The organism is Xanthomonas sp. D-36-1 (assembly GCF_017746155.1).
GTDB lineage: Bacteria > Pseudomonadota > Gammaproteobacteria > Xanthomonadales > Xanthomonadaceae > Xanthomonas > Xanthomonas cissicola.
The window spans coordinates 117171-141344 of the sequence record NZ_JAGHWR010000018.1; the positions used below are offsets into that span (position 1 = coordinate 117171).

The 24174-nt window shown below is 64.8% G+C and carries 19 protein-coding genes, 1 other RNA gene and 1 pseudogene; 8 read left to right on the forward strand and 13 right to left on the reverse strand.

Translation table 11 applies throughout. The features are described from left to right. Positions 1-468 precede the first annotated feature (468 nt). The 3 genes from J7367_RS05655 to J7367_RS05665 form a co-directional block, all read right to left on the reverse strand. Complete coding sequence (locus J7367_RS05655; protein ID WP_057658447.1) at positions 469-2991, reverse strand: excinuclease ABC subunit UvrA; 2523 nt, start codon at positions 2989-2991, stop codon at positions 469-471. 256 nt (positions 2992-3247) lie between these two features. Continuing rightward, positions 3248-3886: an HD domain-containing protein gene (locus J7367_RS05660; protein ID WP_057658449.1), complete on the reverse strand. Its 639-nt coding sequence runs from the start codon at positions 3884-3886 to the stop codon at positions 3248-3250. A gap of 90 nt (positions 3887-3976) precedes the next feature. Further along, a non-coding RNA gene (locus J7367_RS05665) (sX9 sRNA) lies at positions 3977-4052 on the reverse strand. A gap of 126 nt (positions 4053-4178) precedes the next feature. On the opposite strand from J7367_RS05665, the gene J7367_RS05670 reads away from it, so the two are divergent. Beyond that, positions 4179-4925, forward strand: a complete 747-nt coding sequence (locus J7367_RS05670) for an EAL domain-containing protein (RefSeq protein ID WP_057658453.1) — start codon at positions 4179-4181, stop codon at positions 4923-4925. Between the two features lie 161 nt (positions 4926-5086). Here J7367_RS05670 and J7367_RS05675 read toward each other — a convergent pair whose 3' ends face one another. From J7367_RS05675 to J7367_RS05690, 4 genes are all read right to left on the reverse strand, one after another. Continuing rightward, positions 5087-5392, reverse strand: coding sequence for a UBP-type zinc finger domain-containing protein (locus J7367_RS05675; protein ID WP_057658455.1), 306 nt, complete (start codon positions 5390-5392; stop codon positions 5087-5089). Further along, positions 5389-7098, reverse strand: a complete 1710-nt coding sequence (locus J7367_RS05680; RefSeq protein WP_007965511.1) for an FAD-dependent oxidoreductase — start codon at positions 7096-7098, stop codon at positions 5389-5391. Before J7367_RS05680 ends, J7367_RS05675 begins: the two co-directional genes overlap by 4 nt. A gap of 354 nt (positions 7099-7452) precedes the next feature. Then, positions 7453-8082 (reverse strand): alpha-ketoglutarate-dependent dioxygenase AlkB, encoded by a 630-nt coding sequence (locus tag J7367_RS05685; protein ID WP_057658457.1) that lies wholly within the window; start codon positions 8080-8082, stop codon positions 7453-7455. 31 nt (positions 8083-8113) lie between these two features. Beyond that, positions 8114-8296: a hypothetical protein gene (locus tag J7367_RS05690; RefSeq protein WP_042675543.1), complete on the reverse strand. Its 183-nt coding sequence runs from the start codon at positions 8294-8296 to the stop codon at positions 8114-8116. On the opposite strand from J7367_RS05690, the gene J7367_RS05695 reads away from it, so the two are divergent. From J7367_RS05695 to J7367_RS05710, 4 genes are all read left to right on the forward strand, one after another. Further along, positions 8244-9224 carry an SDR family oxidoreductase gene (locus tag J7367_RS05695; protein WP_007965515.1) on the forward strand — a complete coding sequence of 327 codons (981 nt, stop codon included), beginning with the start codon at positions 8244-8246 and terminating at the stop codon, positions 9222-9224. The genes J7367_RS05690 and J7367_RS05695 overlap by 53 nt on opposite strands. Positions 9225-9499: 275 nt before the next feature. Then, positions 9500-11854, forward strand: a complete 2355-nt coding sequence (locus J7367_RS05700) for a GH92 family glycosyl hydrolase (RefSeq protein ID WP_057658459.1) — start codon at positions 9500-9502, stop codon at positions 11852-11854. A gap of 431 nt (positions 11855-12285) precedes the next feature. After that, the gene (locus tag J7367_RS05705) at positions 12286-13188 is read left to right on the forward strand and encodes an SDR family oxidoreductase (protein WP_057658461.1); all 903 of its coding nucleotides are present in this window, start codon (positions 12286-12288) and stop codon (positions 13186-13188) included. After that, positions 13185-14990 (forward strand): glycoside hydrolase family 15 protein, encoded by a 1806-nt coding sequence (locus J7367_RS05710; RefSeq protein WP_057658463.1) that lies wholly within the window; start codon positions 13185-13187, stop codon positions 14988-14990. Before J7367_RS05705 ends, J7367_RS05710 begins: the two co-directional genes overlap by 4 nt. A 128-nt stretch (positions 14991-15118) precedes the next feature. Here J7367_RS05710 and J7367_RS05715 read toward each other — a convergent pair whose 3' ends face one another. The 3 genes from J7367_RS05715 to J7367_RS05725 form a co-directional block, all read right to left on the reverse strand. Next, on the reverse strand, positions 15119-16597 hold the full coding sequence (locus tag J7367_RS05715; protein ID WP_057658465.1) for a glycoside hydrolase family 30 protein: 1479 nt from the start codon (positions 16595-16597) through the stop codon (positions 15119-15121). 321 nt (positions 16598-16918) lie between these two features. Next, positions 16919-17788 (reverse strand): NAD(P)H-hydrate dehydratase, encoded by an 870-nt coding sequence (locus tag J7367_RS05720; protein ID WP_057658467.1) that lies wholly within the window; start codon positions 17786-17788, stop codon positions 16919-16921. Continuing rightward, a complete protein-coding gene (locus J7367_RS05725; protein ID WP_022559908.1) occupies positions 17788-18567 on the reverse strand; it encodes a histidine phosphatase family protein in 780 nt (259 codons plus the stop codon). The genes J7367_RS05720 and J7367_RS05725 overlap by 1 nt, the downstream gene beginning before the upstream one ends. Positions 18568-18782: 215 nt before the next feature. Here J7367_RS05725 and J7367_RS05730 point away from each other — a divergent pair, with 215 nt between their 5' ends. Beyond that, positions 18783-19412, forward strand: a complete 630-nt coding sequence (locus J7367_RS05730) for a TetR/AcrR family transcriptional regulator (RefSeq protein WP_003490630.1) — start codon at positions 18783-18785, stop codon at positions 19410-19412. A 62-nt stretch (positions 19413-19474) separates the two neighbouring features. On the opposite strand, the gene xopAV is transcribed toward J7367_RS05730, so the two are convergent. Continuing rightward, positions 19475-20257 carry a type III secretion system effector XopAV gene (gene xopAV / locus J7367_RS05735; RefSeq protein WP_057658469.1) on the reverse strand — a complete coding sequence of 261 codons (783 nt, stop codon included), beginning with the start codon at positions 20255-20257 and terminating at the stop codon, positions 19475-19477. A 407-nt stretch (positions 20258-20664) separates the two neighbouring features. Here xopAV and J7367_RS05740 point away from each other — a divergent pair, with 407 nt between their 5' ends. Then, the gene (locus J7367_RS05740) at positions 20665-22239 is read left to right on the forward strand and encodes a serine/threonine-protein kinase (protein WP_057658473.1); all 1575 of its coding nucleotides are present in this window, start codon (positions 20665-20667) and stop codon (positions 22237-22239) included. A 246-nt stretch (positions 22240-22485) separates the two neighbouring features. On the opposite strand, the gene J7367_RS05745 is transcribed toward J7367_RS05740, so the two are convergent. Both J7367_RS05745 and J7367_RS05750 read right to left on the reverse strand, forming a co-directional pair. After that, on the reverse strand, positions 22486-22752 hold the full coding sequence (locus tag J7367_RS05745; protein ID WP_057658475.1) for a hypothetical protein: 267 nt from the start codon (positions 22750-22752) through the stop codon (positions 22486-22488). Between the two features lie 121 nt (positions 22753-22873). After that, the gene (locus tag J7367_RS05750) at positions 22874-23986 is read right to left on the reverse strand and encodes a DUF3387 domain-containing protein (RefSeq protein WP_244672270.1); all 1113 of its coding nucleotides are present in this window, start codon (positions 23984-23986) and stop codon (positions 22874-22876) included. 2 nt (positions 23987-23988) lie between these two features. On the opposite strand from J7367_RS05750, the pseudogene J7367_RS05755 reads away from it, so the two are divergent. After that, positions 23989-24174 (forward strand): annotated as a pseudogene (locus tag J7367_RS05755) (IS5/IS1182 family transposase); the annotation flags it as partial.

A 24174-nucleotide genomic window follows, 5' to 3' on the forward strand; every position in this document is an offset into this window, starting at 1 on the left:
GCATTCCCGATCAAGACAGGCCCACGGATGCCTGACAGTGCGCGGAGCATGCGTAGGCAATCCATTCGGCTTGATCGGAAACACTCGATGGGCGCGGGCAACGCCCAGGCCCTCACTTGGCGCACCGACGCATTGCCAGTTCAGGCCAGACGGCGAGCCCGCCAGAAACGCGAGCTCACGCGGGCGCTGGCAAACTCAGGGTGTGCACGCAATTGAACACGCTCACGCCCCGAGCGTGACGCTGTTGCCTTGCTGTGATTAAGCGCATATCGTCCTGCCTCCCAGAAGAAATGACATCCGTCAGAATGTATCGCTGCGGACACGTCGGGCATTCAACGTCCCGCTGCTCACCCCCTAAAGTAGTGCGCTGAGCATCGCGCGGAATGTCGAATGCGAAGCGCCGCGCGCGATGGCGAAACGTGGCGCACTGAAATTCCGACCGTATCGATCAGTTGCGACGTGCGTCGCCTAAACGATCAACGGCGCAAGAAATGCAGCTGTTCGGCTCTTGACATATTGAGCTACCGCAGCCGGCGTGCCTGCGACAACCACGTTGCCGCCAGCGTCACCCGCGCCCGGCCCCATCTCCAGCACCCAGTCGCTGCTGGCGGCCACGCGCATATCGTGTTCGACCACGATCACCGTGTTGCCTGCGTCGACCAGCCCTTGCAGTTGGCCCATCAAGGTATCCACGTCGGACGGATGCAGGCCGGTGGTCGGCTCGTCCAGCACGTAGACGGTGTCGCGTCGCTGCGCGCGTTGCAGCTCGGTCGCCAGCTTGATGCGCTGCGCTTCGCCACCGGATAGCTCGGTGGCCGGCTGACCAAGACGCAGATAGCCCAGCCCCACTTCGCGCAACACCTGCAACGGGCGCAGCACGCTGGCATCGTCGGCGAAGAAACCGGCTGCCTGATCCACCGTCATTTCCAGCACCTGCGCGATGTTGCGACCGCGTAGCGCAATCTCCAACGTCTTGGCGTTATAGCGTGCGCCGTGGCAGGTGGGGCACGGTGCGTAGACGCTGGGCATGAACAGCAATTCCACGTACACCGAGCCTTCGCCCTCGCAGGTGGCACAGCGGCCCTTGGCGACGTTGAAGGAGAATTGCCCCGGGTCATAACGGCGCCGGCGTGCGGCCGACGTGGCCGCAAACAGCTTGCGCACCGGGTCGAACAGGCCGGTGTAGGTGGCCAGATTGGAGCGCGGGGTGCGGCCGATGGGCTTTTGATCCACGCGCACCAGCCGGCGCACCTGATCCAACCCGGCGACAATCGCACCGCCCAACGGCACCTGCGTGCCGCGCTCCAGCGGATCCAAGGCGTCTTCGTCCTCTGCCTGCGCCTGCCCCAGATGGGCGGCCAGCAGTTCCACCAGCGCCTGGCTCACCAACGACGATTTGCCCGAGCCGGACACACCGGTCACGGTGGTGAAGACACCCAACGGCAGGTCCACATCCAGCGCACGGACGTTGTTGCGGGTGATGCCGCGCAGCTGCAGCCAAGCGCTTGCCACGCGCGCATGGCGATGCACCTGCGGCGGTGCGCCGAACAGATAGCGCCGTGTGGACGAGGCCTGCACCTGCTCCAAGCCTGCGGGCGGCCCGCTGTAGAGCACCTGCCCGCCCTGTACGCCGGCCGTCGGGCCGACATCCACGATCCAGTCCGCATGGCGGATCACGTCCACTTCGTGTTCGACCACGAAGACCGAATTGCCCGCCGCCTTGAGTTGATCCAACGCACCCAGCAGCGCCTGCGCATCGGCCGGGTGCAAGCCGGCCGATGGTTCGTCCATCACGTACACCACGCCGAACAACTGCGAGCGGATCTGCGTGGCCAGCCGCAGCCGTTGCAACTCGCCCGGCGACAAGGTGGGCGTGCTGCGCTCCAGGCTGAGGTAGCCCAGACCCAGTGCCTGTACGACGGCGACACGCGCGCGCAGATCCGCAGCGATGCGTTGCGCGGCGATCACTTGTTCCGGATGTTGGCGCGCACTCTTGCGCGTGCCGTTGGATGGCGCCGCTTCGGCGGCGGGGCGCAGCAGCTCGGCCACCTCGTCCAGGGGGCGCCGCGACAACTCTCCGATATCCAGCCCGGCAAAGGTGACCGACAAGGCCTCGCGGCGCAGGCGCTTGCCATCGCACTGCGGGCATTGTGTGCTGAGCAAATACTGCGCCACGCGCTTTTTCATCTGCGCGCTCTGCGTGGTGGCGAAGGTGTGCAGCACATAACGCCGCGCACTGGTGAAGGTGCCCATGTAGCTGGGCTCTTCCTTGCGCTTGAGGGCGCGTTTGACCTCGGCCAAGTTGTAACCGGCGTATACCGGCACCACCGGCTGTTCGTCGGTAAACAGGATCCAGTCGCGGGTCTTCTTCGGCAGCGTGTGCCATGGCACATCCACGTCATGGCCCAGCGTGGTGAGGATGTCGCGCTGGTTCTGCCCATGCCATGCGCCCGGCCAGGCGGCCACCGCACGGTCGCGAATGCTCAGGCTGCGATCCAGCACCATGGTCGCTTCGGTGGCGTCATAGATGCGCCCCAGGCCGTGGCAGGTGGGGCATGCCCCCGCGGGCGTGTTCGGCGAAAAACCGTCGGCGTAGATGATCTCCTGCCCCGGCGGATACTGGCCGGCACGCGAATACAGCATGCGCAACGAGTTGGAGATGGTGGTGACGCTGCCCACCGACGAGCGTGCGCTGGGCGCGCCGCGCGCCTGCTGCAAGGCCACTGCCGGTGGCAGGCCATCGATGGAATCCACGTCCGGCACGCCTACCTGGTCGATCAGGCGCCGCGCATACGGCGAGATCGAATCCAGATAGCGCCGCTGCGCCTCTGCAAAGATGGTGCCGAACGCCAACGACGACTTGCCCGATCCGGAAACGCCGGTGAACACCACCAGTGCATCGCGGGGGACATCCACATCCACGTTCTTGAGGTTGTGCTCGCGCGCGCCGCGTACGCGCACCAGGCCAGTGGAAGACGTCGCGTTTGACATGACTACCGAAACCAGAGTTCGACAAGACGCCAGCCTAGCGCGCGCGACATGCAGCCGGTGTCAGCGATGGTGATCGAGCGCAGGCAACACCTGAGGTGCCAGGCGCTGCAGATGCCATGGCGTGGCGACCACGCGTGAGAGGCATTCGTCAGAGGGGGCGAACAATGCGCAGCAACCACATCTTCGCGTGGTACCGACCGCTGCCGCGCGCAGCCAGCGCCCGCCTGCCGGGCGTACGGCCATCCCTCAGCGGCGCCTAGCCCAGCGCATGCGAAGGCGTCACTTGCTCGCCGGTGGCGGCCAGGGCATGCATGCGCATCACCATGCCACTGAACAGGCGCGCAGTGGCAGCATTGCGCGTACGGAAGATCTCTTCCAGCGCGGCGTAATACCACAGGGTGCCTTCGCGCCCGGCAGTGAACACATTGAAGATGTCCTGACCGACGGCAGGATTTTCCAGGTCCTGCACGATGCTGCGAGCGTTATAGAGCTTGTCGCAGCCGGACACCAGCAGCGCGCGCTCGGGCGTCTTGCGCAGGTGCGCAAGATAGGCCTGCTTGCGCTCGCGCCAATCGCGTTTGCGTGCGCGCTCGCTGTTGTCCACCTCGGCCTTGTCTTCGGCAGTGGCATCGGTGCAAGCCATCACGATATCGGCCACCGCATCGCCGAACTGCGCACGGATCGAGGCCTCATGCCCGCCACCGCAGTCTTCCACCACATCATGCAGCAGCCCGGCGATGGCTTGCTCCTCATCGCCGCCGCATTCCAGCACCAGCGTCGAGACGCCCAGCAAGTGACTCAGGTAGGGGACCTGCGTGCCCTTGCGCACCTGGCCGGCGTGAGCGATGCGCGCGTAGTCCACGGCCAGGGCGTAGCGTTCGGTAAGAGCGGTCATGGGGCATCCGATGCGAGCGATGCGTCTAGTATCGCCGAGCCCGACTGCCGACAGGTGAGGACGCTGCCATGAGCGATTCAGGCTAAGAGCGGTTAACAAAACGTAGCGAGCGGTCGTCAGGTGGGTGTGGACCGCGCAGAGGAACCGGAGTGTACGCGTGGCACATGCCGATTCCGAGCACCGGCTGCGCCCGCCTGGCAGCTGCACAAGAGTTTCGTTAGCTGCTCTAAATGCTGTGCGATCGCGGCCGATAGGTCTAGGCTGCACCTACACCGTTCGACGACATAACGCCATGACCACGCTTCCTGTCTGCAACGCCTGCCGCGACGGCCAGGACTTCCCCACCGCAATCACCATGGCCTTCCAGCCGATCGTGGACGTGTCCACTCGCAGCATCTACGCAGGCGAGGCTATGGTGCGCGGCATCAACGGCGAGTCGGCCGGCAGCATCCTGGCCGCAGTGGATGAGCGCAATCGCTATGCATTCGACCAGGCCTGCCGCATCAAGGCCATCGAATGCGCCGCGCAGATCGCCTTGCCGGCGCTGCTGTCGATCAACTTCATGCCCAACGCGGTCTACAACCCCGAGCATTGCCTGCGCGCCACGCTGTCGGCCACCGCGCAATACGGCTGGCCGCTCAACGCCATCATCTTTGAAGTCAGCGAGCAGGAACATCTTACCGACCCGGCGCACTTGCTCGGCATCCTGCGCACCTATCAGGCGCGCGGCATGAAGACCGCCATCGACGACTTCGGCGCCGGTTACGCCGGGCTCGGCCTGCTGGCCGAGTTCCAGCCGGATCTGCTCAAGCTGGACATCGCTCTGGTCCGCGGTATCGACACCGACCGCAGCCGCCAGGCCATCGTGCGCCACGTGACGCGCATGTGCGAAGAGCTCGGCATCACCGTCATTGCCGAAGGCATCGAACATCCCGACCAATACCGCACCCTGCGCGACCTGGGCATCCACCTGCAGCAAGGTTATCTGTTCGCCAGACCGCAGATCGGCGAACTACCGAAGGTGCATTGGCCGGAGTAAGTGCGCGCGCGTGCGTGCTTACCGATGAAGTGGCATTGAGCCACTTCCGGCAAGAGCATCAGCGAACAATCACCACGCACTGCGGCTTCACGGAAAAAAAAGCGCACTGAATGCGCTCTTACGAATCCCCAATCCCGATTCCCAGCGGCGCCGCGCGCCGCTCACACATACCGCGGAATCGGCCCCAGCTGCGGGGTCTGATCGGGCAGCTCCACTTCCACCTCATCCACATAGCACCAGCCCCAACCTTCGGGCGGGTCGTAGCCTTCGATGATGGGATGGCCGGTGGCATGGTGATGCGCGGTGGCATGTCGGTTGGGCGAGTCGTCGCAACACCCCGCATGGCCGCAACTGCGGCACAGGCGCAGATGCACCCAGACGCTGTCGATGGCCAGGCACTCTTCGCAGCCGCGCGCACTGGGCGTGACCGCATGGATTTGATCGGTATGGCGGCAGTGTTGGCTCATGCGCTGGTGGACTCCTGGCTGGCGCTGGCAAGTTCGGAGACCGGCACCGGGTTGGCCTGATGTGCGAGGTACTGATGGATCTGCGCGACCACGGCGGCGCCCTCGCCCACTGCGGCGGCCACGCGCTTGACCGAGCCCGCACGCACATCGCCGATGGCGAATACGCCAGGGCGATTGGTTTCCAGCGGCAGGCACGCCGGTACGCCGTCGCCACGCGCGGTGCCGGTCATGACGAAGCCGCGCTTGTCGGTGTCCACGCAGTCCTGCAGCCAACCGGTGTTGGGGTCTGCGCCGACGAACAGGAACAGGTGCCGCAACTCCACGCGCGCGGTTGCACCGTCCTTGCGCGTGCGCAACACCGCGGCCTGCAAGCCGCGCTCGGGGTCGCCTTCCAGCGCGGCCACTTCGGTGCCGGTGTGCAGCTGCACGTTCGGCAACGCGGCGATACGTTCGATGAGGTATTGCGACATCGAGCTTTCCAGCCCGTCGCCGCGAATGATCAGGTGCAGTTCCTTGACCCGCGGCGCCAGGAACGCCACCGCCTGCCCTGCAGAATTGCCGCCGCCCACCAGCGCCACCACGCCGCCTTCGCACAGGCGCGCTTCCACCGGCGAGGCCCAGTAGGACACACCGTGGCCTTCGAAGCGATCCAGGCCCTCGATCTCCGGGCGCCGGTAACGCGCACCCGACGCGATCACCACCGTGCTGGCCAGCAACTGTTTGCCATCGGCAAGATCCAGCTTCAGCGCGCCATCGTCGCGGCCGCATTCCAGCATGGCCGCTTCGATCGGGATCGCCAGTTCCGCGCCGAATTTCAGCGCCTGGTTGTACGCGCGCCCGGCCAGCGCCTGCCCGGAAATGCCGGTGGGAAAGCCGAGATAATTTTCGATACGCGCCGAGGCACCGGCCTGCCCGCCGATGGCGCGCTGGTCCAGCACCAGCACCGACAAGCCTTCGGATGCGGCATACACCGCCGTCGCCAGTCCGGCAGGGCCGGCGCCCACGATCGCCACGTCGTAGCGTTTGTCCGGGTCGATGTCCGGCGTCATGCCCAGGCAATGCGCGGCTTCGGCATCGCTGGGCTGGCGCAGCACGCGCCCGCTCGGGCATACCATCACCGGTAGATCGTGCTCCTGGATGCCCAGGCGCTGCACCAATGCGCGGCCTTCGTCGTCGGAGACATCCATCACCGTGTTGGGGTAGCCGTTGCGGGTCAAAAAGCCCTGCAACCGGGTCAGATGCGGGTCGTCCGGCTCGCCGATCAGCACCGAACCGGACGCATCGCCCTCGATCAGCCCGACGCGGCGCAGGATCAATGCACGCATCACCACTTCGCCCACTTCGGCCGAACTGATCATCAGCGCGCGCAGATGCGCGGTATCGAATGGCAGCGCCAGGCAGCCGTCCGGCCCGGCACGTCCAGCCGCCAGCGACGCGCGCCCGGCCAGCTGACTCACCTCGCCGGTGAACTGGCCGGGCGTGTGCTGCGTGATCGGCTTTTCGTTGCCCAATCCATCGCGGCGCACCACTTCGATGGCGCCCTCCAGCACCACCCACACCGGCGCATGGGCATCGCCGACTTCGAACACCGTATCGCCCGCGCCGAACCGTTGCGCCGGCCCGCTGGCGAAGCGCCGGGTGATCGACAACTGGCCCGCGTCCAGCTCGGGAAACATCTGATGGTGGCGGGTCTGGTCCAAAGACATGGAGGCGCGAGGCGGGTGGGGGATCACATGCAAGCATGGGCAGTGGTGACGGCAATGGCAATCACCCGAAATGGTCACTGATGGCCACGACAGCGCCCAGACGCCAGGCAGGCGTGCGCGAGCGAGCGCTGCTGCCGGTCAGACGGACCCAGCTGCTTTAAAGACCGCACGCGCTCAGCGTGAGGACATCCAGCGCGCGAATAACGTCGCGGGCAGTCGTCAGGCCGGGGGCGAACCGTACATGGCAAACGAAGATGGGCGTAGTGCATCTCGCACGGAGCAACGATCGTGCGCGTCTGGCAACTGCACGGGCGTTTTGTGAGCTGCCCAGTCAATCGAGCCCAAGCCTGTGCCTTACGACTGCACAGGCTCCCAATGTGGGCCATGCTGCCCGGCCGCCATGCGCTGGGCCGGGCGCACGCGAAACACCACACTGATGCGCCCGCCCACCGCGCGCGTGGTCTTGGCAATGCCGTGCACGTGCGTGTGTTGCGAGGCGTGGCTCATCGCCAGCAGGCTCCCCGATGCCAGCTCCAGCGCGACCGCCCGCGTGCTGCCGTCATTGGCGCGCAGTTGCATCCGGCGCGGTGCACCCAGCGACAGCAGCGCGATCGGGTGCGGTGCCACCAGCGTGTGTAGCGCGTCGTGATGCATTGCCACGCTGTCGCGCCCATCGCGGTACAGATTCAAGCCCACTGCGTTATACGGTGCCGGGAGCACTGCCTGCACCGCATCGAGCAGGCGCTGCAGCGGCAATCCCGCAGGCAGTGCATCATCCAACCGATACGAAGCCAGCAGGCGCGGCACGTCCACCACCCGGTCGTACATTTCGCGGCGCTGGCTGCGCCAATCGGCGCCATCGCGCAATGCGTCGAACGCCTCCTGCGCCAGTGCAGGCAGCAGCAGCTGCGGCCAATAGCGCACGCCACCTTGCTGGTCGTGCAGCACCTGCAGCGGTGCGATGGGAGCGTTGAACAGATCCATCAGCGCGATATGCGGGCGCCTGCAGCCGATTTCAGCGCCACGCTGTCATCACGCATGGCGCCAGCCCGACCAGTTCAGCTTCACGCCATGGTACGCAAAGCGCCGCATCGTGTTCACGTACGGCGATCAAGCATGCCTGCTCGTTCTCGTGGAGACATCGCATGCATCGCACCCCTCCTGCCCACGTGGTGATTTCCGGCGCGTCCAGCGGCATCGGCCAAGCCACCGCAGAAGCATTCGCCGAACAAGGCGCGCGCCTGGTGCTGGCCGCACGCGGCGAAGAAGCCCTCGATGCGGTTGCCGAACGCTGCCGTGCGCGAGGTGCCGAAGTCTTGGTGGTGCCCACCGATGTCAAACAGGCCGAACAGGTCGAGGCACTGGCCACCAGCGCGCGGAGTTTTCTGGGGCGCATCGACCTGTGGTTCGGCAATGTCGGGGTGGGCGCAGTCGGCAAATTCCATGAGGTACCGATGGAAGCGAGCGCGGCCGTGATCCACGCCAACCTGCTCGGTCGCATGCACGACGCCCATGCCGTGATCCCCATCTTCGTCGAACAAGGCCACGGCATCTTCGTCAACATGATCTCGTCGGGCGGCTTTGCATCAACGCCATTTGCGGCGGCGTACGGCGCCAGCAAATTCGGTCAACGCGGCTTTTCCGAAGCGTTGCGCGCCGAGTTGAGCGACCACCCGCACATCCACGTGTGCGACGTGTACCCGTACTTCGTGGATACGCCGGGCCTGCGCCATGGTGCCAATTACGTGGGGCGCCGCATCAGCGGGCCACCGCTGATGCTGGACACCCGCACCGTTGCGGCAGCTGTCGCGCGCCTGCTGGACCGGCCACGCAACACGGTGGTGTTGGGCACTGCCGTCCATGCAATGCGGCTAGGCCATGCGCTGGCGCCGCAGGCCCTGGCACGCGCCATGTACCGCTTCTTCAAGCGTTATTTTGCGCAGGCGCCACGGGTGGCGCGCTCCACCGGCAATGTGTTCGCAGCACCCAGCATTGCCGGCGGCATCGACGGTGGCTACCGGCGGCGCCCCAGGTTGCGCGCACGTCCTACACGCGACAAGGTGTTGATCGGTGCGGCCGCTGCAGCAGTGACGGGCTTGGCGGTGCTGGCCTTACGACGCAGGTGAGTCGCTGAGGTCTGCGATTGCGGCGGCGACAGTTGCGCGCTCTTGCCCGCGATTTCCAGACGCTGCGGCAAGGTGGGAAAGCAGACCGGCCTCAAGGCGGCACGACAGCGGCGAGCGTGCGGCCCACCGTGCATGCCGATGGGCCACACCTCGATCACGACGCGCCTGCTCAGCGAACCCAACCATGACGGCGATGGCCATCGCACATCCTCAGGTGTAGCGCGCCCACGCAGCTGTGCTACGGTCCGGCGCTGCATCCGCCTGGAGCACTCTGCATGCCGTCTCGCTTGATCGCCCCACGTCGGGCTCGTTGGCTGGCAACGCTTGCCGCCGTCGTCGCCGTTTTCGGCAACGCTGCGCCACGCACGCCTGCAACTGCCTTCGACGCAGTCGACCCGTTCATTGGCACCGGTGGCGAAGGCCATACCTATCCTGGTGCCACGGTGCCGTTCGGCATGGTGCAGCTGAGCCCGGATACGCAAATCAAGCCGCGCAAGGACGCCTATGGCTGGGCGGCCGGTTACCGGCATAGCGACACCACCATCGTGGGGTTTTCGCATACGCATTTTTCAGGCTCGGGGCATTCGGATCTGGGCGACATCCTGCTGATGCCGCAAGCTGGCGACATCAAACTCGAACGCGGGGATGCCAGCAAGCCGGGTAGCGGCTATACCGCGCAGTTCGACCACACCAGCGAACAGGCGCAGCCCGGCTATTACGCGGTGACCTTGAAAGACCGCAACATCCGCGCCGAACTCACTGCCAGCGCGCGCGTGGGCGTGCATCGCTATCGGTTCCCGAAAGGCACGCCGGCGCATGTGCTGGTCGACCTGCGCAACAGCCTGTACGACTACCCCGGCAAGGTGCAGTGGTCGCGGCTGCGTGTGCGCAGCGATGGCACGGTGACCGGCTTTCGCGAAACACGCGGCTGGGCGCCCGGCCGGCAGCTGTATTTCGCCATGCGCTTCTCGCGCCCGCTCACTGCCACGCAACTCCATGACACCGAACAGGACATTCCGTACAAGGGCTTTCCACCGCCGGGCGAGAAGAATCCTGCGCAGCGCGCGCAGATCGAAGGCCGGCAACTGGTCGGTGTGTTCGATGTCGCCAACGACGGCACACCGCTGGTGGTGAAGGTGGCGCTCTCGCCGGTCAGCGAGGCCGGTGCCATCGCCAACCTCGATGCCGAAGTGCCTGGCTTCGATTTCGATCGCGTCCGCGCCGATGCACGCGCGCAATGGACGCAGGCGCTGTCGGCAGTCGACGCGCAAGGCACCACGCAACAACGCACCCAGCTCTACACCGCGCTGTATCACACCCTGCTGGGACCAACGCTGTTCATGGACAGCGACGGCCGCTACCGCGGGCCAGACAACGGGGTGCATCAGGCAACTGGCTGGACCAACTACTCCACCTTCTCGCTGTGGGATACCTACCGCGCCTTGCATCCGCTGCTCACCCTGGTGCAGCCAGCGCAACGCAGCAGCGATGTGGTCAATTCGCTGCTCGCCTCGCGTCGCCAAAGCGCCTACGGCATTCTGCCGATATGGGCATTCCACGGCCTGGAAACCTGGTGCATGATCGGCTACCACGCCGTCCCGGTGATTGCCGACGCGTACATGAAAGGCATCGGCGGCTTCGATGCAGAGGAAGCCTTGCAGGCCATGGTCGCCAGCGCCAACTACGGCCCTTACGATGGCATTGCGCAATACCGCGAGCTGGGCTACGTGCCCATCGACGAAGAAGGCGAAGCCGCATCCAAGACGCTGGAATATGCCTTCGACGACTGGACCATCGCGCGCATGGCCGACAAGCTCGGCAAGCCCGCCATCGCCGCAGAATTCAGCAAGCGCGCCGGCAACTGGAAGCACGCCTTCGACCCGGCCACCGGCTACATGCGCGCGCGCACCCGCGCCGGCAACTTCCGCGAGCCGTTCGACCCATCTGCCAGCGGCTACGGCAGCGACTACACCGAAGGCAATGCGTGGCAATACTCCTGGTACGTGCCGCAGGACGTGGCCGGGCTGGCTGCCGCGCATGGCGGCGACGACAAATTGCTTGCCCGGCTGGATGCGGTGTTCGATGCCAAGGTGGACCCGAAGGTCTTCGAGCACATGGAAGACATCACCGGCCTGATCGGCTGGTACGCGCACGGCAACGAACCCAGCCACCACGTTGCCTATCTGTATGCGTATGCCGGCCAACCGTGGCGCACGCAGGCGCGTCTGACCCAGATCATGCGCAGCCAATATCACGCAGGGCCAGAAGGCCTGGCCGGCAACGACGATCTCGGCCAGATGTCGGCCTGGTACGTGTTCACCACGCTGGGCTTCTACCCGGTGGCGCCCGGCAGCAACCAATACATCATCGGCCGCCCGTTCCTGCCGCGCGCCACGCTCAACCTGCCCAATGGCAAACGTTTCTCGATCATCGCCGAGGGCTTGAGCGATGCACGCAGCTACGTGGGCAGCGCCACGCTCAACGGCAAACCGTTGACCCGCGCTTACGTGACACACGAGGAAATCCTGGCCGGCGGCGAACTGCGTTTCCACATGCAGGCGACACAGAATCGGCAATGGGCCACCGACCCAGCGCAGCGGCCGTATTCGATGTCCGAGCAGGTGCAATGATCCAGGGCAACTGCGAGATGGAGCGGCCGGTGATCCTTTAAGAATGCAAGTCCGCAGGAAATGAGGTGGATGCGCAGGCTCAACCGGACGCTCGCGACGTTTCGTTAGCGGACCTTGGCAGTGGCCCTGGCTTCCTGCCTCAGTCGGAGCCCCCCATGCGCAAGCCGCATGGATCGCGCTCCACCATTGCTGGCAGGCTGCCAGCGGTGCCGGCGCCGTCGATTCCTGCACAACGCATGCGCTGGTCTCCCGTCAGTTTCCGGATGCGAGGCCTTCGATGCCGAGGTGATCGCACCACGTGCACCACCGTCACGTATTCACATGATGCACAACTTTCGTTCACCGATACGCATCGCCCTGCTTTCCACACTGGCTGCCATCGGTACGCACGACGACTGCGTGCCTGCCCTTCCCAATGCAGGAGCCTGTGCATGTCCAGCACCAAGAATCAGTACGAAATGCAGAACCCGTTGACCCAGTTTCCGCAGCCGCAATTTCCGGAACAAACCCAGCAGGCGCCGGGGACCATCCACGAACTGCAGCCCAAGGCAGACCACGGCGAACAGTGCTACAAGGGCTTTGGTCGTCTGCAGGGCCGCAAGGCACTGATCACCGGCGCAGACTCCGGCATCGGGCGCGCCACCGCCATTGCATTTGCACGCGAAGGTGCCGATATCGTGCTCAATTATCTGCCTGAAGAAGAACAGGACGCAGCCGAAGTGGTGCAACTGATCCAGGCGGAAGGGCGCAAAGCCATCAGCATTCCGGGCGACCTCAAGAACGAGGCGTTTTGCACCGAACTGGTGGACCGCGCAGTGAAGGAACTCGGCGGCCTGGACGTGCTGGTCAACATCGCGGGCAAACAGACCGCCGTGAAAGACATCGCAGACATCACGACCGAGCAATTCGACGCCACCTACAAGACCAACGTGTATGCGATGTTCTGGCTGTGCAAGGCCGCCATCCCGCACTTGCCGCCGGGCGCATCCATCATCAACACCGGTTCGATCCAGTCGTACCAGCCCTCGCCGACGCTGCTCGACTACGCTTCCACGAAGGCGGCCATCGTCAACTTCACCAAGGGCCTGGCGCAGCAGATCGCCGAGAAGGGGATTCGCGTCAATGCAGTCGCGCCCGGACCGGTGTGGACGCCGTTGCAGCCCAGCGGTGGTCAGCCGCCGGAGAAGATTCCTGATTTCGGCTCTGAAACGCCGCTCAAGCGCGCCGGCCAGCCGGTAGAAATGGCGCCGCTTTACGTGATTCTGGCATCGCAGGAATCGAGCTACGTCACGGGCGAAGTGTTCGGTGCCACCGGCGGCCTGCTGCTGTCTTGAGCCACCCCGGCGCCGACTTTCAACGCGATGCTACCGGCACCTTGCCGATTGCCGCTTATGCGGCGATCGGCGACGGGCGCTCGGTGGCGTTATGCGGTACGGACGGCAGCATCGACCGGTGGTGCGTGCCGAAAATGGACTCGCCGCCGTTGTTCGATCGCCTATTGGATGCCGGCGACGGCGGCTATTTCGCCCTCACGCCGCAACAGCTGCAGCACGTACAACGCCGGTATCGCGATGGCAGCAATATTCTCGAAACGACCTTCGGCACTGCAACCGGCAGCGCGCGTCTGACCGAGTCGCTCAACAGCGGCGAAGCCGGCCGGCTGCCGTGGTCGGAACTTGCGCGACGCATCGAGGGCATCGAAGGCAGCGTGGTCTTCGACCTGATCTACCGCCCCGGCACCCGTGCCGGCCAAGCCACTCCCTGGCAAAGCGAGACGCCCAACGGCCGTGTGCATCACGTCGGCCCACTCATGACCATGCTGCGCTACGACATGGATGCAGCGCAGCTGTTGCAGTGCGACGACCGCGGCGTGCACGCCACGCTGGCGATCCACGCAGGCGACACACAGGTCGTCGCATTGCTGGCCGCCGAAGAAGATGCGCTACCGGTGCCCGCACTGGAAGACATCGGTGGGCGCATCGAGCGCAGCGACCAGGAGTGGCGCGAATGGAGCGGCAACCTGTCCTACGACAATGGTTACCACGATGCGGTCGTGCGCTCTGCGCTGGCGCTCAAATTCCTGTGGTTTTCGCCTACGGGCGCCATCGCCGCCGCGGTCACCACGTCCTTGCCGGAGCAGATTGGCGCAAATGGGAATTGGGATTATCGCTATGCGTGGGTCCGCGATGCCGCCTACACCACCAAGGCCTTCCTGCGCGTGGGCGCATTGGCCGATGCCAAGGCTGCGTTTAGCTGGTTGATGCGCACCATCCGCCAGCATCGGCCTGGTGTGCGCCCCTGCTACACCCTGGAAGGCGCGTTGGTGCCCGACGAGCGCGTGATCGACCTTCCCGGCTATCGCAATACGCGCCCGGTGCGCGTCGGCAACACCGCCAACGACCAGCTGCAGCTGTGCCTGTACGGCGATATCTTCGAAATGGCCGCGCGCTTTCTCGATGCCGGCCACATCCTGGACCAGGAAACCGCACGCCAGTTGTTCGAGCTCGGCAACGAATGCGCGAACACCTGGATGCGCAAGGACGCCGGCTTCTGGGAACTGGAAACCGCCGAGCATTACACCATGTCCAAAGTGGAATGCTGGCTGGCGCTGCGCCGCGCCAGCGAGCTGGCCAAGGCCGGCCATCTCTCCACCGCGATGCTGCCACGCTGGGAGCGCGAACAGGCGCGGATTCTTGCGTGGATCGACGTGCACTGCTGGTCCGACACCAAACAGGCTTACACCTTCTACGCGGGCACCGACGACCTGGACGCGAGCCTGCTGTTGGCCTCGCGCTTTGGACTGGGCGGGCCGCGCCGCGAGCGCATGATCGCCACCCGCGATGCCATTGCCTCAGAACTCGGCAGCGACGCAATGCTGCATCGCTATAGCGGCATGCAACAACGCGAGGGGGCATTTATTGCCTGCTCGTTCTGGCTGGTGGAAGCCTATGGCCTGCTCGGCGAGCGTGCCGAAGCAAGGCGCGTGTTCGAACAGTTGCTGGAACAGTTGGGCAACGATGTCGCACTGATGCCAGAGATGCTGGACACGAGCACGGGCGCCGCTCTAGGCAACATACCGCAAGGCTTGAGCCACCTTGCGCTGATCCACGCGGCGCTGGCCGTGGATGGCGAATAAGCGCAGCGCAGCACCTGTCGCCTTCACCGGGCTGTTATCGCAGCAGACTCCTTCTCCTGTTGGCAGAAGGAGCACGCTGGCGGATGCGGCTGCGCCAGATCGCCGCTCAACGAGTTGCATCGATTCGCTTAAGGCCCCAATACCACCGTCTGGATCGCATGCGCAGGAATCTGCAACGTGCTGGATGCCTCGCCCACATACAGGTTGTAAGCAATCGCCACGTCGCTGGCATTCATGACCACCATGGCAAGGCTGCCATCGGTGTTACGAAACGCCGTGGTCGCCAGATTGCTACGGCTGCTGGCTGCGCTGACCCGTCGTGCGCCCGGCCGGATGAATTTGGAGAAATGGCCGATATACCAATAGCTCGGCGTATAGATCACCTCGCCGGTGCGCGTATCGGCATGCACCGGCGCAAAGCAGTAATTGCCCACGTGGTTCGGCCCACCGTGTTGGTCGAGCAGAATGTTCCAGTCCGTCCAGCCCACTGCGCCATGATTGAGGTCGTTGATGATGGCCGTGCCGTAGCGTTCGCCATTGGGCCAATACTGCAATTTGGCCGGGTCGAACTTTTCCACCGCCGCTTCGGTCAACAGCAAGTGCTTGTCCGGGTACGCCTGCGCCACTGCCGCCACGTTCTCCACCATCGGCTCGAATCCGGCCCAGGTTTCATACCAATGAAAGCCCATGCCCCACGCATATTTTGCCGCTTCCGGATCGTCGAAGATCACATGCGCGCGGTGCACCATCATGTCGCGATTGTGGTCCCACACGATGATCTTGCGCTCGCCATAGCCGTCGCTGGCCATGGTGGGGCCGAGATGATGCTTCAAGAAGTCGCGTTCTTCCTCGGCCGAAAACAGCATCGACTCCCAGGTCTGCACCGCCATCGGCTCGTTCTGCAGGCTGATGCCCCAGATCGGGATGCCCGCTTTTTCGTATGCCGCGATAAACCGCGTGTAGTAGGTTGCCCAGGCCTGCGCGTACTCGGGCAATAGCTTGCCGCCCTTGAGCATGGTCTTGCTGTCTTTCATGAAGGCCGGCGCACTCCACGGGCTGGCAAACGTGGTGAGCGTGCCGCCGGCCGCCGCAATCGCCTGGCGCAACATCGGGATGCGGTACTTGGCATCGTGCTTGACCGAAAAACTCTTCAGCGCCGCGTCGCCCTCCTTGATGTAGGTGTAGCTGCCGCTACTGAAATCCGAGCTATGGATGGTGGTACGCGCCAGCGTGTAGCCAATGCCCTGCTGCGGATCGTAGTAAGCCGTGAGCAGCGCACGTTGCGCACGCTTGGGCAGCTTGGCAAAGGTCTCTGCGCTGGAATCGGTGATCGCGCCACCGATACCCAGCACTTGCTGAAACTGCCGCTGCGGATTGACGAAGATGGAATTTTCTTTTTCGGTCAATGCATGGCCGACGACGGGAGCGGCCGCTGTGCTGGCGCGCATCTGTTGCGTGGCGCCTTGAGAGCTGGTGTAGATACGCAACGCGCCGTCGCCGCTCTTCGCTGGCGAGCTCGCATCTGAGGCGGTTGGAGCCGCCGCGTGTGCCACGGCCGCCGTTGCGGCGCTCGCGCTGCTCACCGTGCCCAGTCCCACCCCCAGCATTCCCATCACCGACCACGTCATCGCTCGCTTCACCGCGCACCCTCCCAGGTAGATCGCGCAAGCCTAACCGACCAGCGCGCCGCAACATCGCCCAACAAACGAGCGCAAGCGCGAATCGGTCGTCCTTTCTCCCTCCGGGACGTTGTCCCCCTTCATGAGGGAGAAGGTGGCGCGCAGCGCCGGATGAGGGTACGTGCACACGTGGCGGTGCCGGCAGCGCGCGATGCATCACAAACTGCGAGAACTATAAGACTTCAATCTGCAACACTCCCAGCAACCGCACCCTCACCCAACCCCTCTCCGGCAGGGAGCGGGGCTTGATCACCTACGCGACAAACGATCCAGGACGCCTGGCACTTCCGGCGGAATCTCGCGCGCCAAAAATCCCACCGTGCCGATCCGCTTTGCGAGCTGTTTTCCCGCAGCCGCATGCACGAACACGCCCCATAACGCCGCGGTCAACGCGTTGCTGCCCCGCGCAGCGAAACCTGCGATCAATCCGGCCAAGGTATCGCCCGAGCCCGACGTGCCCAGCCCAGGCACACCACCGCGATGCACCCATAGCGCACCGTCCGGCCCGGCGATAAAACTGTCCGCGCCCTTGACGATCACCACGCTGCGCATCTTCCGCGCAAAGGTCACTGCGTACTGGCCGGGTGCCGCCTCCACTGCAGCCTTGTCGTCGCCGGCGAGCGTTGCCATTTCGCCGGCATGCGGCGTCAGCACGAATGGGCGCCCAGGCGGCGCACGCAAGCTGCGCGACAACGCACCGGCGTCCAGCACCAAGGTACAGACCGCCTTCGCAGCGGCCAGCTTGACCAGCGCCGTCGTCGTCGTGGTCGACGCCATGCCCGGCCCGATCACGGCCGCGTCGCAGGCTGCCAGCGCCGCGTCCAATGCGCGGTGCCCGCGCGTGATCTCGCCCTGCCCGTTCTGTCCCAGCCCCAGCACCAATGCCTCGGGCACCGCCAGGGCCATGGCGGGCGCCACGCTGGCAGCGGTGGCGATCTGCAATTTGCCGGCGCCCGCGCGCAATGCAGCTTCCCCGGCCAGCAATGCGGCACCGGGCACGCGCATCGAGCCCCCCACCACCAACACGCGACCCCGCTGCTCCTTGTCGCCGCCGGGCGATGGCAGCGGCATCGCACGTAGTGCGGCAGCGGTCAGCGTACGAAGGCGTGCGGCAGCCATCAGCGCGCTCCAGCCGGGCGATCGGATTCGGTCGTCACCGGCTCATCGGCCAGCTCTGGCGGTACGAACTTGGTGCGCACCAACTGCAGCGATTGCCCATCGGCGGCGGCCGCATATTCGGTGACGCCACAATTAGGCACATCGCCTTCGCGGTCGATGGCCAGGATACTGGCCTCGTCCATCCGCTCGATCAGGTAACGGAAGCAATTGACGATCACCTGGTGCCCCACGATCAGCACGCGCGCACCTACATGATTGCGCTGCAGGTCGCCCACGATGCTGCGCAACCGAAAGATCACATCGCACCAGCTCTCGCCACCAGGCGGGCGGAAATAGAACTTGCCCACCAGCTTGCGCTGCTCGGCCAGCTCCGGAAACGTCGCCAGGATGCCGGCCGTGGTGTAACGGTCGAGCACGCCGAATTCCTTCTCGCGCAGCCGCTCGTCCACGCTGACCGCATCGGTTGGCTGGCCGAGCGCACGCGCAACCGCAGCGGCGGTTTGCCGCGCGCGCACATAGGTAGAACTCAGGATCAAGGTCGGCCGCTCGTGTTCGGGAAGCCCAGCCATCCATGCGCCCAAGGCCTCGGCCTGGCGCTCGCCCAGCGCCGAGAGCGGCACGTCCGCATCGCGATGCTCCAGGTCGATCAACGTCGCGCCATTGGACTCGGCCACATCGCGCGCCACGTTGCCTGCGCTTTGCCCATGCCGCACCACCCATAGGCGCGCCGGCCACTGCGCCGACACCCCCGCAACCGCACTGTTCTCACTCACACCCATCTCCTGCATCACGTCGGCACCACGTGTCGCACAGCCGCCGTGAACAGGTGGTCGACCACGCGCGCGGCATGCGCCGCCGCGCTACCGGTGTCATACATGCGCCCGCACACCGCGCACGCTGCAGGGAACATGCGCCACAGCACAGACCAGCATCGCTCCAACGGACGCATAACCCCGTCTCGGTATACTGCAAGCCCCCGACACACCGCTCGGCCATGTCCAACGTCCTACAGCTGCGCACCGCAAAACAGCGCGAAGAGCTCCTGGTAGACGACGTACTGGACGCGGCCGAACGCTGCATCGACGAGATCGGCCTTTCGGCCACCAGCTTCGAGCTCATCGCCGAACGCACCCGTCTGTCATGTGGCAGCCTCCTGCAGCGTTTCGAAGACAAGGACGCGCTGGTGCGCGCATTGCTCGAGCGCAACTACATGCGCGCCATCCGTCAGATGTGGCTGGTGGAACGGCCGGCGAACGTGCACGTGGTGGACTTCATCGCCGGCCTGCTCGAAGACTGGCTGCTGCAGGAAATCAACATCAAGCGCACCCGCATCGACCTGGAGCTGCACCTGGCCACCCTGCGCGACCCGGTGCTGGCCGCCTTCATGCGCCGGCAGAGCGCATCGCTGATCGAACACCTCAGCGCACTGCTCAAGCGCCTGCTCCGCGGCCACACCGATACCGCCAGCAGCGAACACGAATTCCAGGCCCGCGTCTTCGCCGTCGCTGCCATGTGCGGCGGCCTGCACAGCGTGATGACCAGCGGCATGGAACTCAACCGCATGCATCTGCAGCTGATCCTGCGGGAGAGCTTGTCGGGCATCCTCAAGTCGGCGCCGGTGTAATCCCGAAGCAGCACTGCCCGGCGATTGCGGGCCGCGCCCCGGCATCTTGCAGGCAGGCGCGCTCAATCTGCCGACGACGTGGACGCCTCTTCCGCTGCACGGGCTCTGGCGGCCTGCAGCAGCCGGGCGACCAGGCCGTACGCATCGTCGTTGTTGCCAGTGCTGCTCGCTGCTCGCCATAGGTCTGGCGGCAGACGGGAACGTTCTACCATGATGAGGTTCAGCAGATCCCTCGCCAATGCCAGCCGCTCGCCTTCGTCCATGGCAGGACCAGGATGGTCGGCGTCCAATCTGGTCACCATGTCGACCGCCTGATCCAGGCAGGCCTCGGTTGTTCCCAACTCGCTTGCCCGCTGCGCCTTGGTCGGCACGTCGTACCACCGAGCTTGCTCCTCCACGTAACGATCGGCCATCACATCGGCCAGCCTCATCCCCAAGAATGCGGCCAGCGCTCCCACTGCCTGGCAGCCACTCACCACAGCAAGATTCTTGTAATACTGATCATCGTTGAGATAGCCGTATGCCGCCGCGGCAGGTGCCTGGAGTGCCGCAAACCCTCCGCAGAGTGCGGACCCGGCAGCGCCCACATAAGCCATCGTTCGCCCTAGATTGGCGAGGTGGACGCCACGCGGCGTGCCTGGCGCCCTCAGCGGCGCCTCACGGACCGGCCGCCGTGGCAGGCTCTGGGCCAGCTGCGTATTGGCGTGCGGGTCGCTGGCCGGTGCAGACGGGCCGGCATCTGCCACGGTCGCGTCCTCTTGCTGCTCGCGCCTGGCGCCTCTGCGCGTGGCGGATGTCAACGCTAACGGTTGCATGGTCACCTCTCCGCTTTCGGTGCGCGCCATTGTTCCCCAGCGTGATCGGGCATGACGCATCCGGCCGAAAAACCATTGCCGAACACGAAACAAGCGGCGCTGCGCTTGCCAAAGCGCGCACGCGTTCCAGCCGGCACCAGCGCATCGCTGCAGGCGAACGAGCCGGGTGGCTGGCGATCGTGTTGACATTGCGCGTCGGCCACACCCGCCGGCGCGATCCCGCCGCCCCGGATGCCAAGACACGCAGCACTGGCGCAACTTCGCCCACGCCTGCACCGCTTCGTGCATTGCTCCCTACGCATGCACCACTGCCTCAATGATGATGCCGGTGACGCAGCCGACATCGCCGCTGAGTGGCTCCTGGTTGCAACGGGCTCACGCCAGCTGCAGCATGCCGTGTGTTGCAAGCGAACCGCCAGAGCCACCTCCCCTGATCGTTGACCACACTGGCCTCGACCATGAAACAGATCTCCGGCAACGTCACTCTCCTTTCCACGGCGCTGCGCGCAGACGCAGAGCGCGATGCGCCCGAAACTGCACAGGCGCCCGAGCAGCACACCCCGCCCCATCCCGTCGCAGACCATCCGCTCAACCTGCTGGAAAAACGAAGAAGCACCACCGGCGTGCTCGCCGATGAAAATACGCGCCTGGAGGTCGTGGTGCCCCGCCTGCAGGCAGCGTTGGCACCGCACACCTGGTCCTCATCCAGTAGCGACTCGCCAACGACGCCTGTCACCGGCCGCAGCCCCCGTCTGGGCCCGCAGCCCGGCTCACCGACCTGGGCCTGCCTGCTGGAGACGCCGGCGCGCACATCGGCCCTTGCGGGCGCCGACAGCAACGACGCATTCCAGAACTTGCGCAACGCACGGCGGCTGGTCAGCGAGATGCGTCATGCCCGGCAGCACGTCGTGCTGAGCCCGCGTCTGGTGAAATCGCTGACCAGCCGATCCGAACGCCCGGACCTGATCCAGAAATTATCGGCGTTGAAGCCAGGCGCCCTGGATGTAGACACTGGTTTTCTCCAGGTGACGCTGGAAACCGGGCACGCCGCCACTGCAGGCACGCTGCACGCAATGCCCACCGTCGGCATCGGCGCCTCCGCCTCGACCTACGCGGTGCGGCTGGCCGAAGATCTCTGGCAGGGCGGACAGCACTGCGGCCGCGACTTCATCTTCAAGGCCTTGTTGTGCACGGACCCGCAGCGGCCGATTCCACCGACACTGTGCGACCCCGCCACCGTTGCTGACGCACCGACGCTGCAGGAACGGATCGCCGAGCGCAAAGCCATGATCTTCCAGGAGTATCAAATGATCAGGTCGGTCGATGCGGTGCCGTATATCGTCCATGCCCACGGCGTGGTGCAGATCGAACACACCTTCGGAATTTTGCTTGAGAAAATCGACGGCATCAGCGTGCGCAGCATGATTGGCCGCGCACGCACAGCGCTGCAGCAAGGCGCCATCAGCGCAATGGAGTATCTCGGCCTTGCCCGGCAGCTGATGGCCGATGTACTGGTGGGCATCGCCTGCTGCGAAGACGCCGGCATCGTGCATCAGGACATCTCGCACAACAACGTCATGTACGACCAACCCACCAAGATCTTTCGGCTGATCGACATGGGACTCGGCGCAGAAGAAGGCGACCCGAACCGCGGCGGCACACCGGGCTTCTACGACTTGAGCACCCCTGCCAGGCATGCGCGCGACGTCTACAGCGTGGCGCAACTGCTGGTGCATGTGCTCAAGCGCCCCGACTACAACATGGGCATGATCGGGATCAATCGCACCAAGACTGCAGACACCTTCCCCTTCATGGATGCGTTGCAGGCTCTCCCGGCCGACCACAAGCGCACGGTGGTCCACTTCTTCAACAGCATGCTGAACGACGGAACCGGCGAGCGCACCAAGGCCGAGATCCTGCTGCGCGACCCATTTTTCACCGAACCACCGCTCCCGCCCCGTGATCGGATGCATCGCACCTACGAAAAACTGAAGCGCCTGCCTTCTTTTTAGCAGCAATTATTTTCAGCAGCGCCCACGTTACAAGTGAGCGCGAACCGATAGACCATGCAGTGTGTGGTGGCTGGGTCTAGAAGCGCGGGATCGACAGACAAGTGAGGCAAGTGTGCACGCCTGCGAGCAGTCTGAGCGCTGATTCGGGCATTCAATCGGCACCGCTGCTTGCTGCCATACCCGTGCTGGTGATGCGCCCATTCGGCGGTGATCCAGACGTCAATAAGATCCAGGCGGCACACCACGTCATGGCAACGGATGCGCGCCTTCGACGACAGCACACTCCACATCGTCCAGCACCCGGCCCACCTGCTCGGCCAGTAGCTCCAGACAAAACGCCAACTCATCCATGCAGATGGCCGGCTGCCTAGCCTGCTCTTCGGCCTGTGTGCGTGGCTGCGCAAGGCGCGCCAAGAAGCGCATGTGGTCGCGCAGTTGCTGCAAGCGGTATTGCGCGCCTTCTGGCAGGTAGTAGCCAGTGTTCACACTCAGGTGTTGATCAGCCCCGGTCATTCGATCTCTCGCATGTCTAAGCGAACCACCGATGTCGGAGGTGGCGAACCGCTGTACGAGGAGTTCCGAGGCTCCGTGACCAAATCCTGCTACCGTAGTCACCCGGCGTCAATAGCCCAAGTCATGCAGACCATGCAGCGGAGAGCGCCTCCGCCTGCTGCAGCACCGTCCGCACGGCGGCATCTTGTAGATCAGGCGGGTAGCCATACTTACGCAGGATTCGCTTGACCAACACACGCATGCGCGCACGCGCCGAGTCGCGGCGTGCCCAATCCACCGAAGCGCTGCCCTCGAGGCTCACCAGCAGCTCGTGTGCGATGACCTTGAGTGCATCGTCGCCCATCACCTGCACCGCAGATTCGTTTTCTGCCAACGCATCGTAGAAGGCGATCTCATCCTCGCTCAGCCCCTGCTCTTCGCCACGTGCACGTGCCGCGCGGATGTCCTTGGCGATGCGGATCAGTTCCTGCAAGACTTCGGCAGTGGTGATGGCATTGGCGTGGTAGCGCGCAATCGCGTCTTCCAGCCGTTCCGAAAATGCCTTGGTCTCTACAATGTTGCGCTTGCTACGCGAGCGGATGCCATCATTGATGAGCTTGCGCAGCGCTTCCAAGGCGAGATTCTTCTTCTCCATCCTCTGCACTTCGGCAAGAAATTCATCGGACAGGATGGAAATGTCCGGCGACTGGATACCGGCAGCCTTAAGGATATCCACGATCTCGGTGGAGACCACCGCACGGCTCACGATCTGGCGGATGGCGAAGTCGCGCTCCTGCGAGCTGATGCCTGAACCCGTCGCGCTTTTGACCAAGGCTTCGCGAATCGCCTGGAAGAAGCCCACCTCCTCACGCACCGCAAGCGCCTCATCCGAGGCGGAGGCCAACGCATAGGCCGTTGACAAGGCCAGCACCGCGTCCTGGTAGCGGCGTTGCGCTGCCTTCTTGCCATCGTCGCTGCTTGCCGCGGCCATCCATTGCTGCTGCTGATCGAGGATCCACTCGATTGCACCGGCCATCATCGCCAGGCGCTGCTGCGGCGTGCCATTTAGTGCCGTGAGGTAGTCAAAGCCGTGGTACATATCCCGCACGACTTCGTACTTCTCCCGCAGCACGGCGATCGCCTGCGCTTCGTCGATGCCGGTGTTCTGTTTGTCCTGGGGCGAATACTGCGCTAGGGAAGGTCTGATCAACTCACCGCAGATGCGCGACACTATCGCCTTATGTAGAGGATTCATCCATGCAGCTGACGTTCGGTGACGCTGAGGGCTTGGGCAAGCGTAAGCAGACCCGGCGCGAGATCTTTCTTGCCGAGATGGAGCAGGTTGTTCCGTGGCAGCAACTGCTTGCCCTGATCGCGCCGCACTATCCAGTGTCGGGGCGGCCAGGTCGGCAGCCGTACGCACTGGCGACGATGTTGCGGATT

What these genes read in the sequence shown, in the direction of transcription:
- J7367_RS05690 (WP_042675543.1), bottom strand. Translation starts at nt 8,296, where the DNA reads ATGCCGCTGGACGCGCCGGAAATCACCACGTGGGCAGGAGGGGTGCGA.
- J7367_RS05670 (WP_057658453.1), top strand. Translation starts at nt 4,179, where the DNA reads ATGACCACGCTTCCTGTCTGCAACGCCTGCCGCGACGGCCAGGACTTC.
- J7367_RS05720 (WP_057658467.1), bottom strand. Translation starts at nt 17,788, where the DNA reads ATGGCTGCCGCACGCCTTCGTACGCTGACCGCTGCCGCACTACGTGCG.
- J7367_RS05680 (WP_007965511.1), bottom strand. Translation starts at nt 7,098, where the DNA reads ATGTCTTTGGACCAGACCCGCCACCATCAGATGTTTCCCGAGCTGGAC.
- J7367_RS05705 (WP_057658461.1), top strand. Translation starts at nt 12,286, where the DNA reads ATGTCCAGCACCAAGAATCAGTACGAAATGCAGAACCCGTTGACCCAG.
- J7367_RS05715 (WP_057658465.1), bottom strand. Translation starts at nt 16,597, where the DNA reads ATGCTGGGGGTGGGACTGGGCACGGTGAGCAGCGCGAGCGCCGCAACG.
- J7367_RS05655 (WP_057658447.1), bottom strand. Translation starts at nt 2,991, where the DNA reads ATGTCAAACGCGACGTCTTCCACTGGCCTGGTGCGCGTACGCGGCGCG.
- J7367_RS05725 (WP_022559908.1), bottom strand. Translation starts at nt 18,567, where the DNA reads ATGGGTGTGAGTGAGAACAGTGCGGTTGCGGGGGTGTCGGCGCAGTGG.
- xopAV (WP_057658469.1), bottom strand. Translation starts at nt 20,257, where the DNA reads ATGGCGCGCACCGAAAGCGGAGAGGTGACCATGCAACCGTTAGCGTTG.
- J7367_RS05700 (WP_057658459.1), top strand. Translation starts at nt 9,500, where the DNA reads ATGCCGTCTCGCTTGATCGCCCCACGTCGGGCTCGTTGGCTGGCAACG.
- J7367_RS05675 (WP_057658455.1), bottom strand. Translation starts at nt 5,392, where the DNA reads ATGAGCCAACACTGCCGCCATACCGATCAAATCCATGCGGTCACGCCC.
- J7367_RS05685 (WP_057658457.1), bottom strand. Translation starts at nt 8,082, where the DNA reads ATGGATCTGTTCAACGCTCCCATCGCACCGCTGCAGGTGCTGCACGAC.
- J7367_RS05695 (WP_007965515.1), top strand. Translation starts at nt 8,244, where the DNA reads ATGCATCGCACCCCTCCTGCCCACGTGGTGATTTCCGGCGCGTCCAGC.
- J7367_RS05660 (WP_057658449.1), bottom strand. Translation starts at nt 3,886, where the DNA reads ATGACCGCTCTTACCGAACGCTACGCCCTGGCCGTGGACTACGCGCGC.
- J7367_RS05730 (WP_003490630.1), top strand. Translation starts at nt 18,783, where the DNA reads ATGTCCAACGTCCTACAGCTGCGCACCGCAAAACAGCGCGAAGAGCTC.
- J7367_RS05750 (WP_244672270.1), bottom strand. Translation starts at nt 23,986, where the DNA reads ATGAATCCTCTACATAAGGCGATAGTGTCGCGCATCTGCGGTGAGTTG.
- J7367_RS05745 (WP_057658475.1), bottom strand. Translation starts at nt 22,752, where the DNA reads ATGACCGGGGCTGATCAACACCTGAGTGTGAACACTGGCTACTACCTG.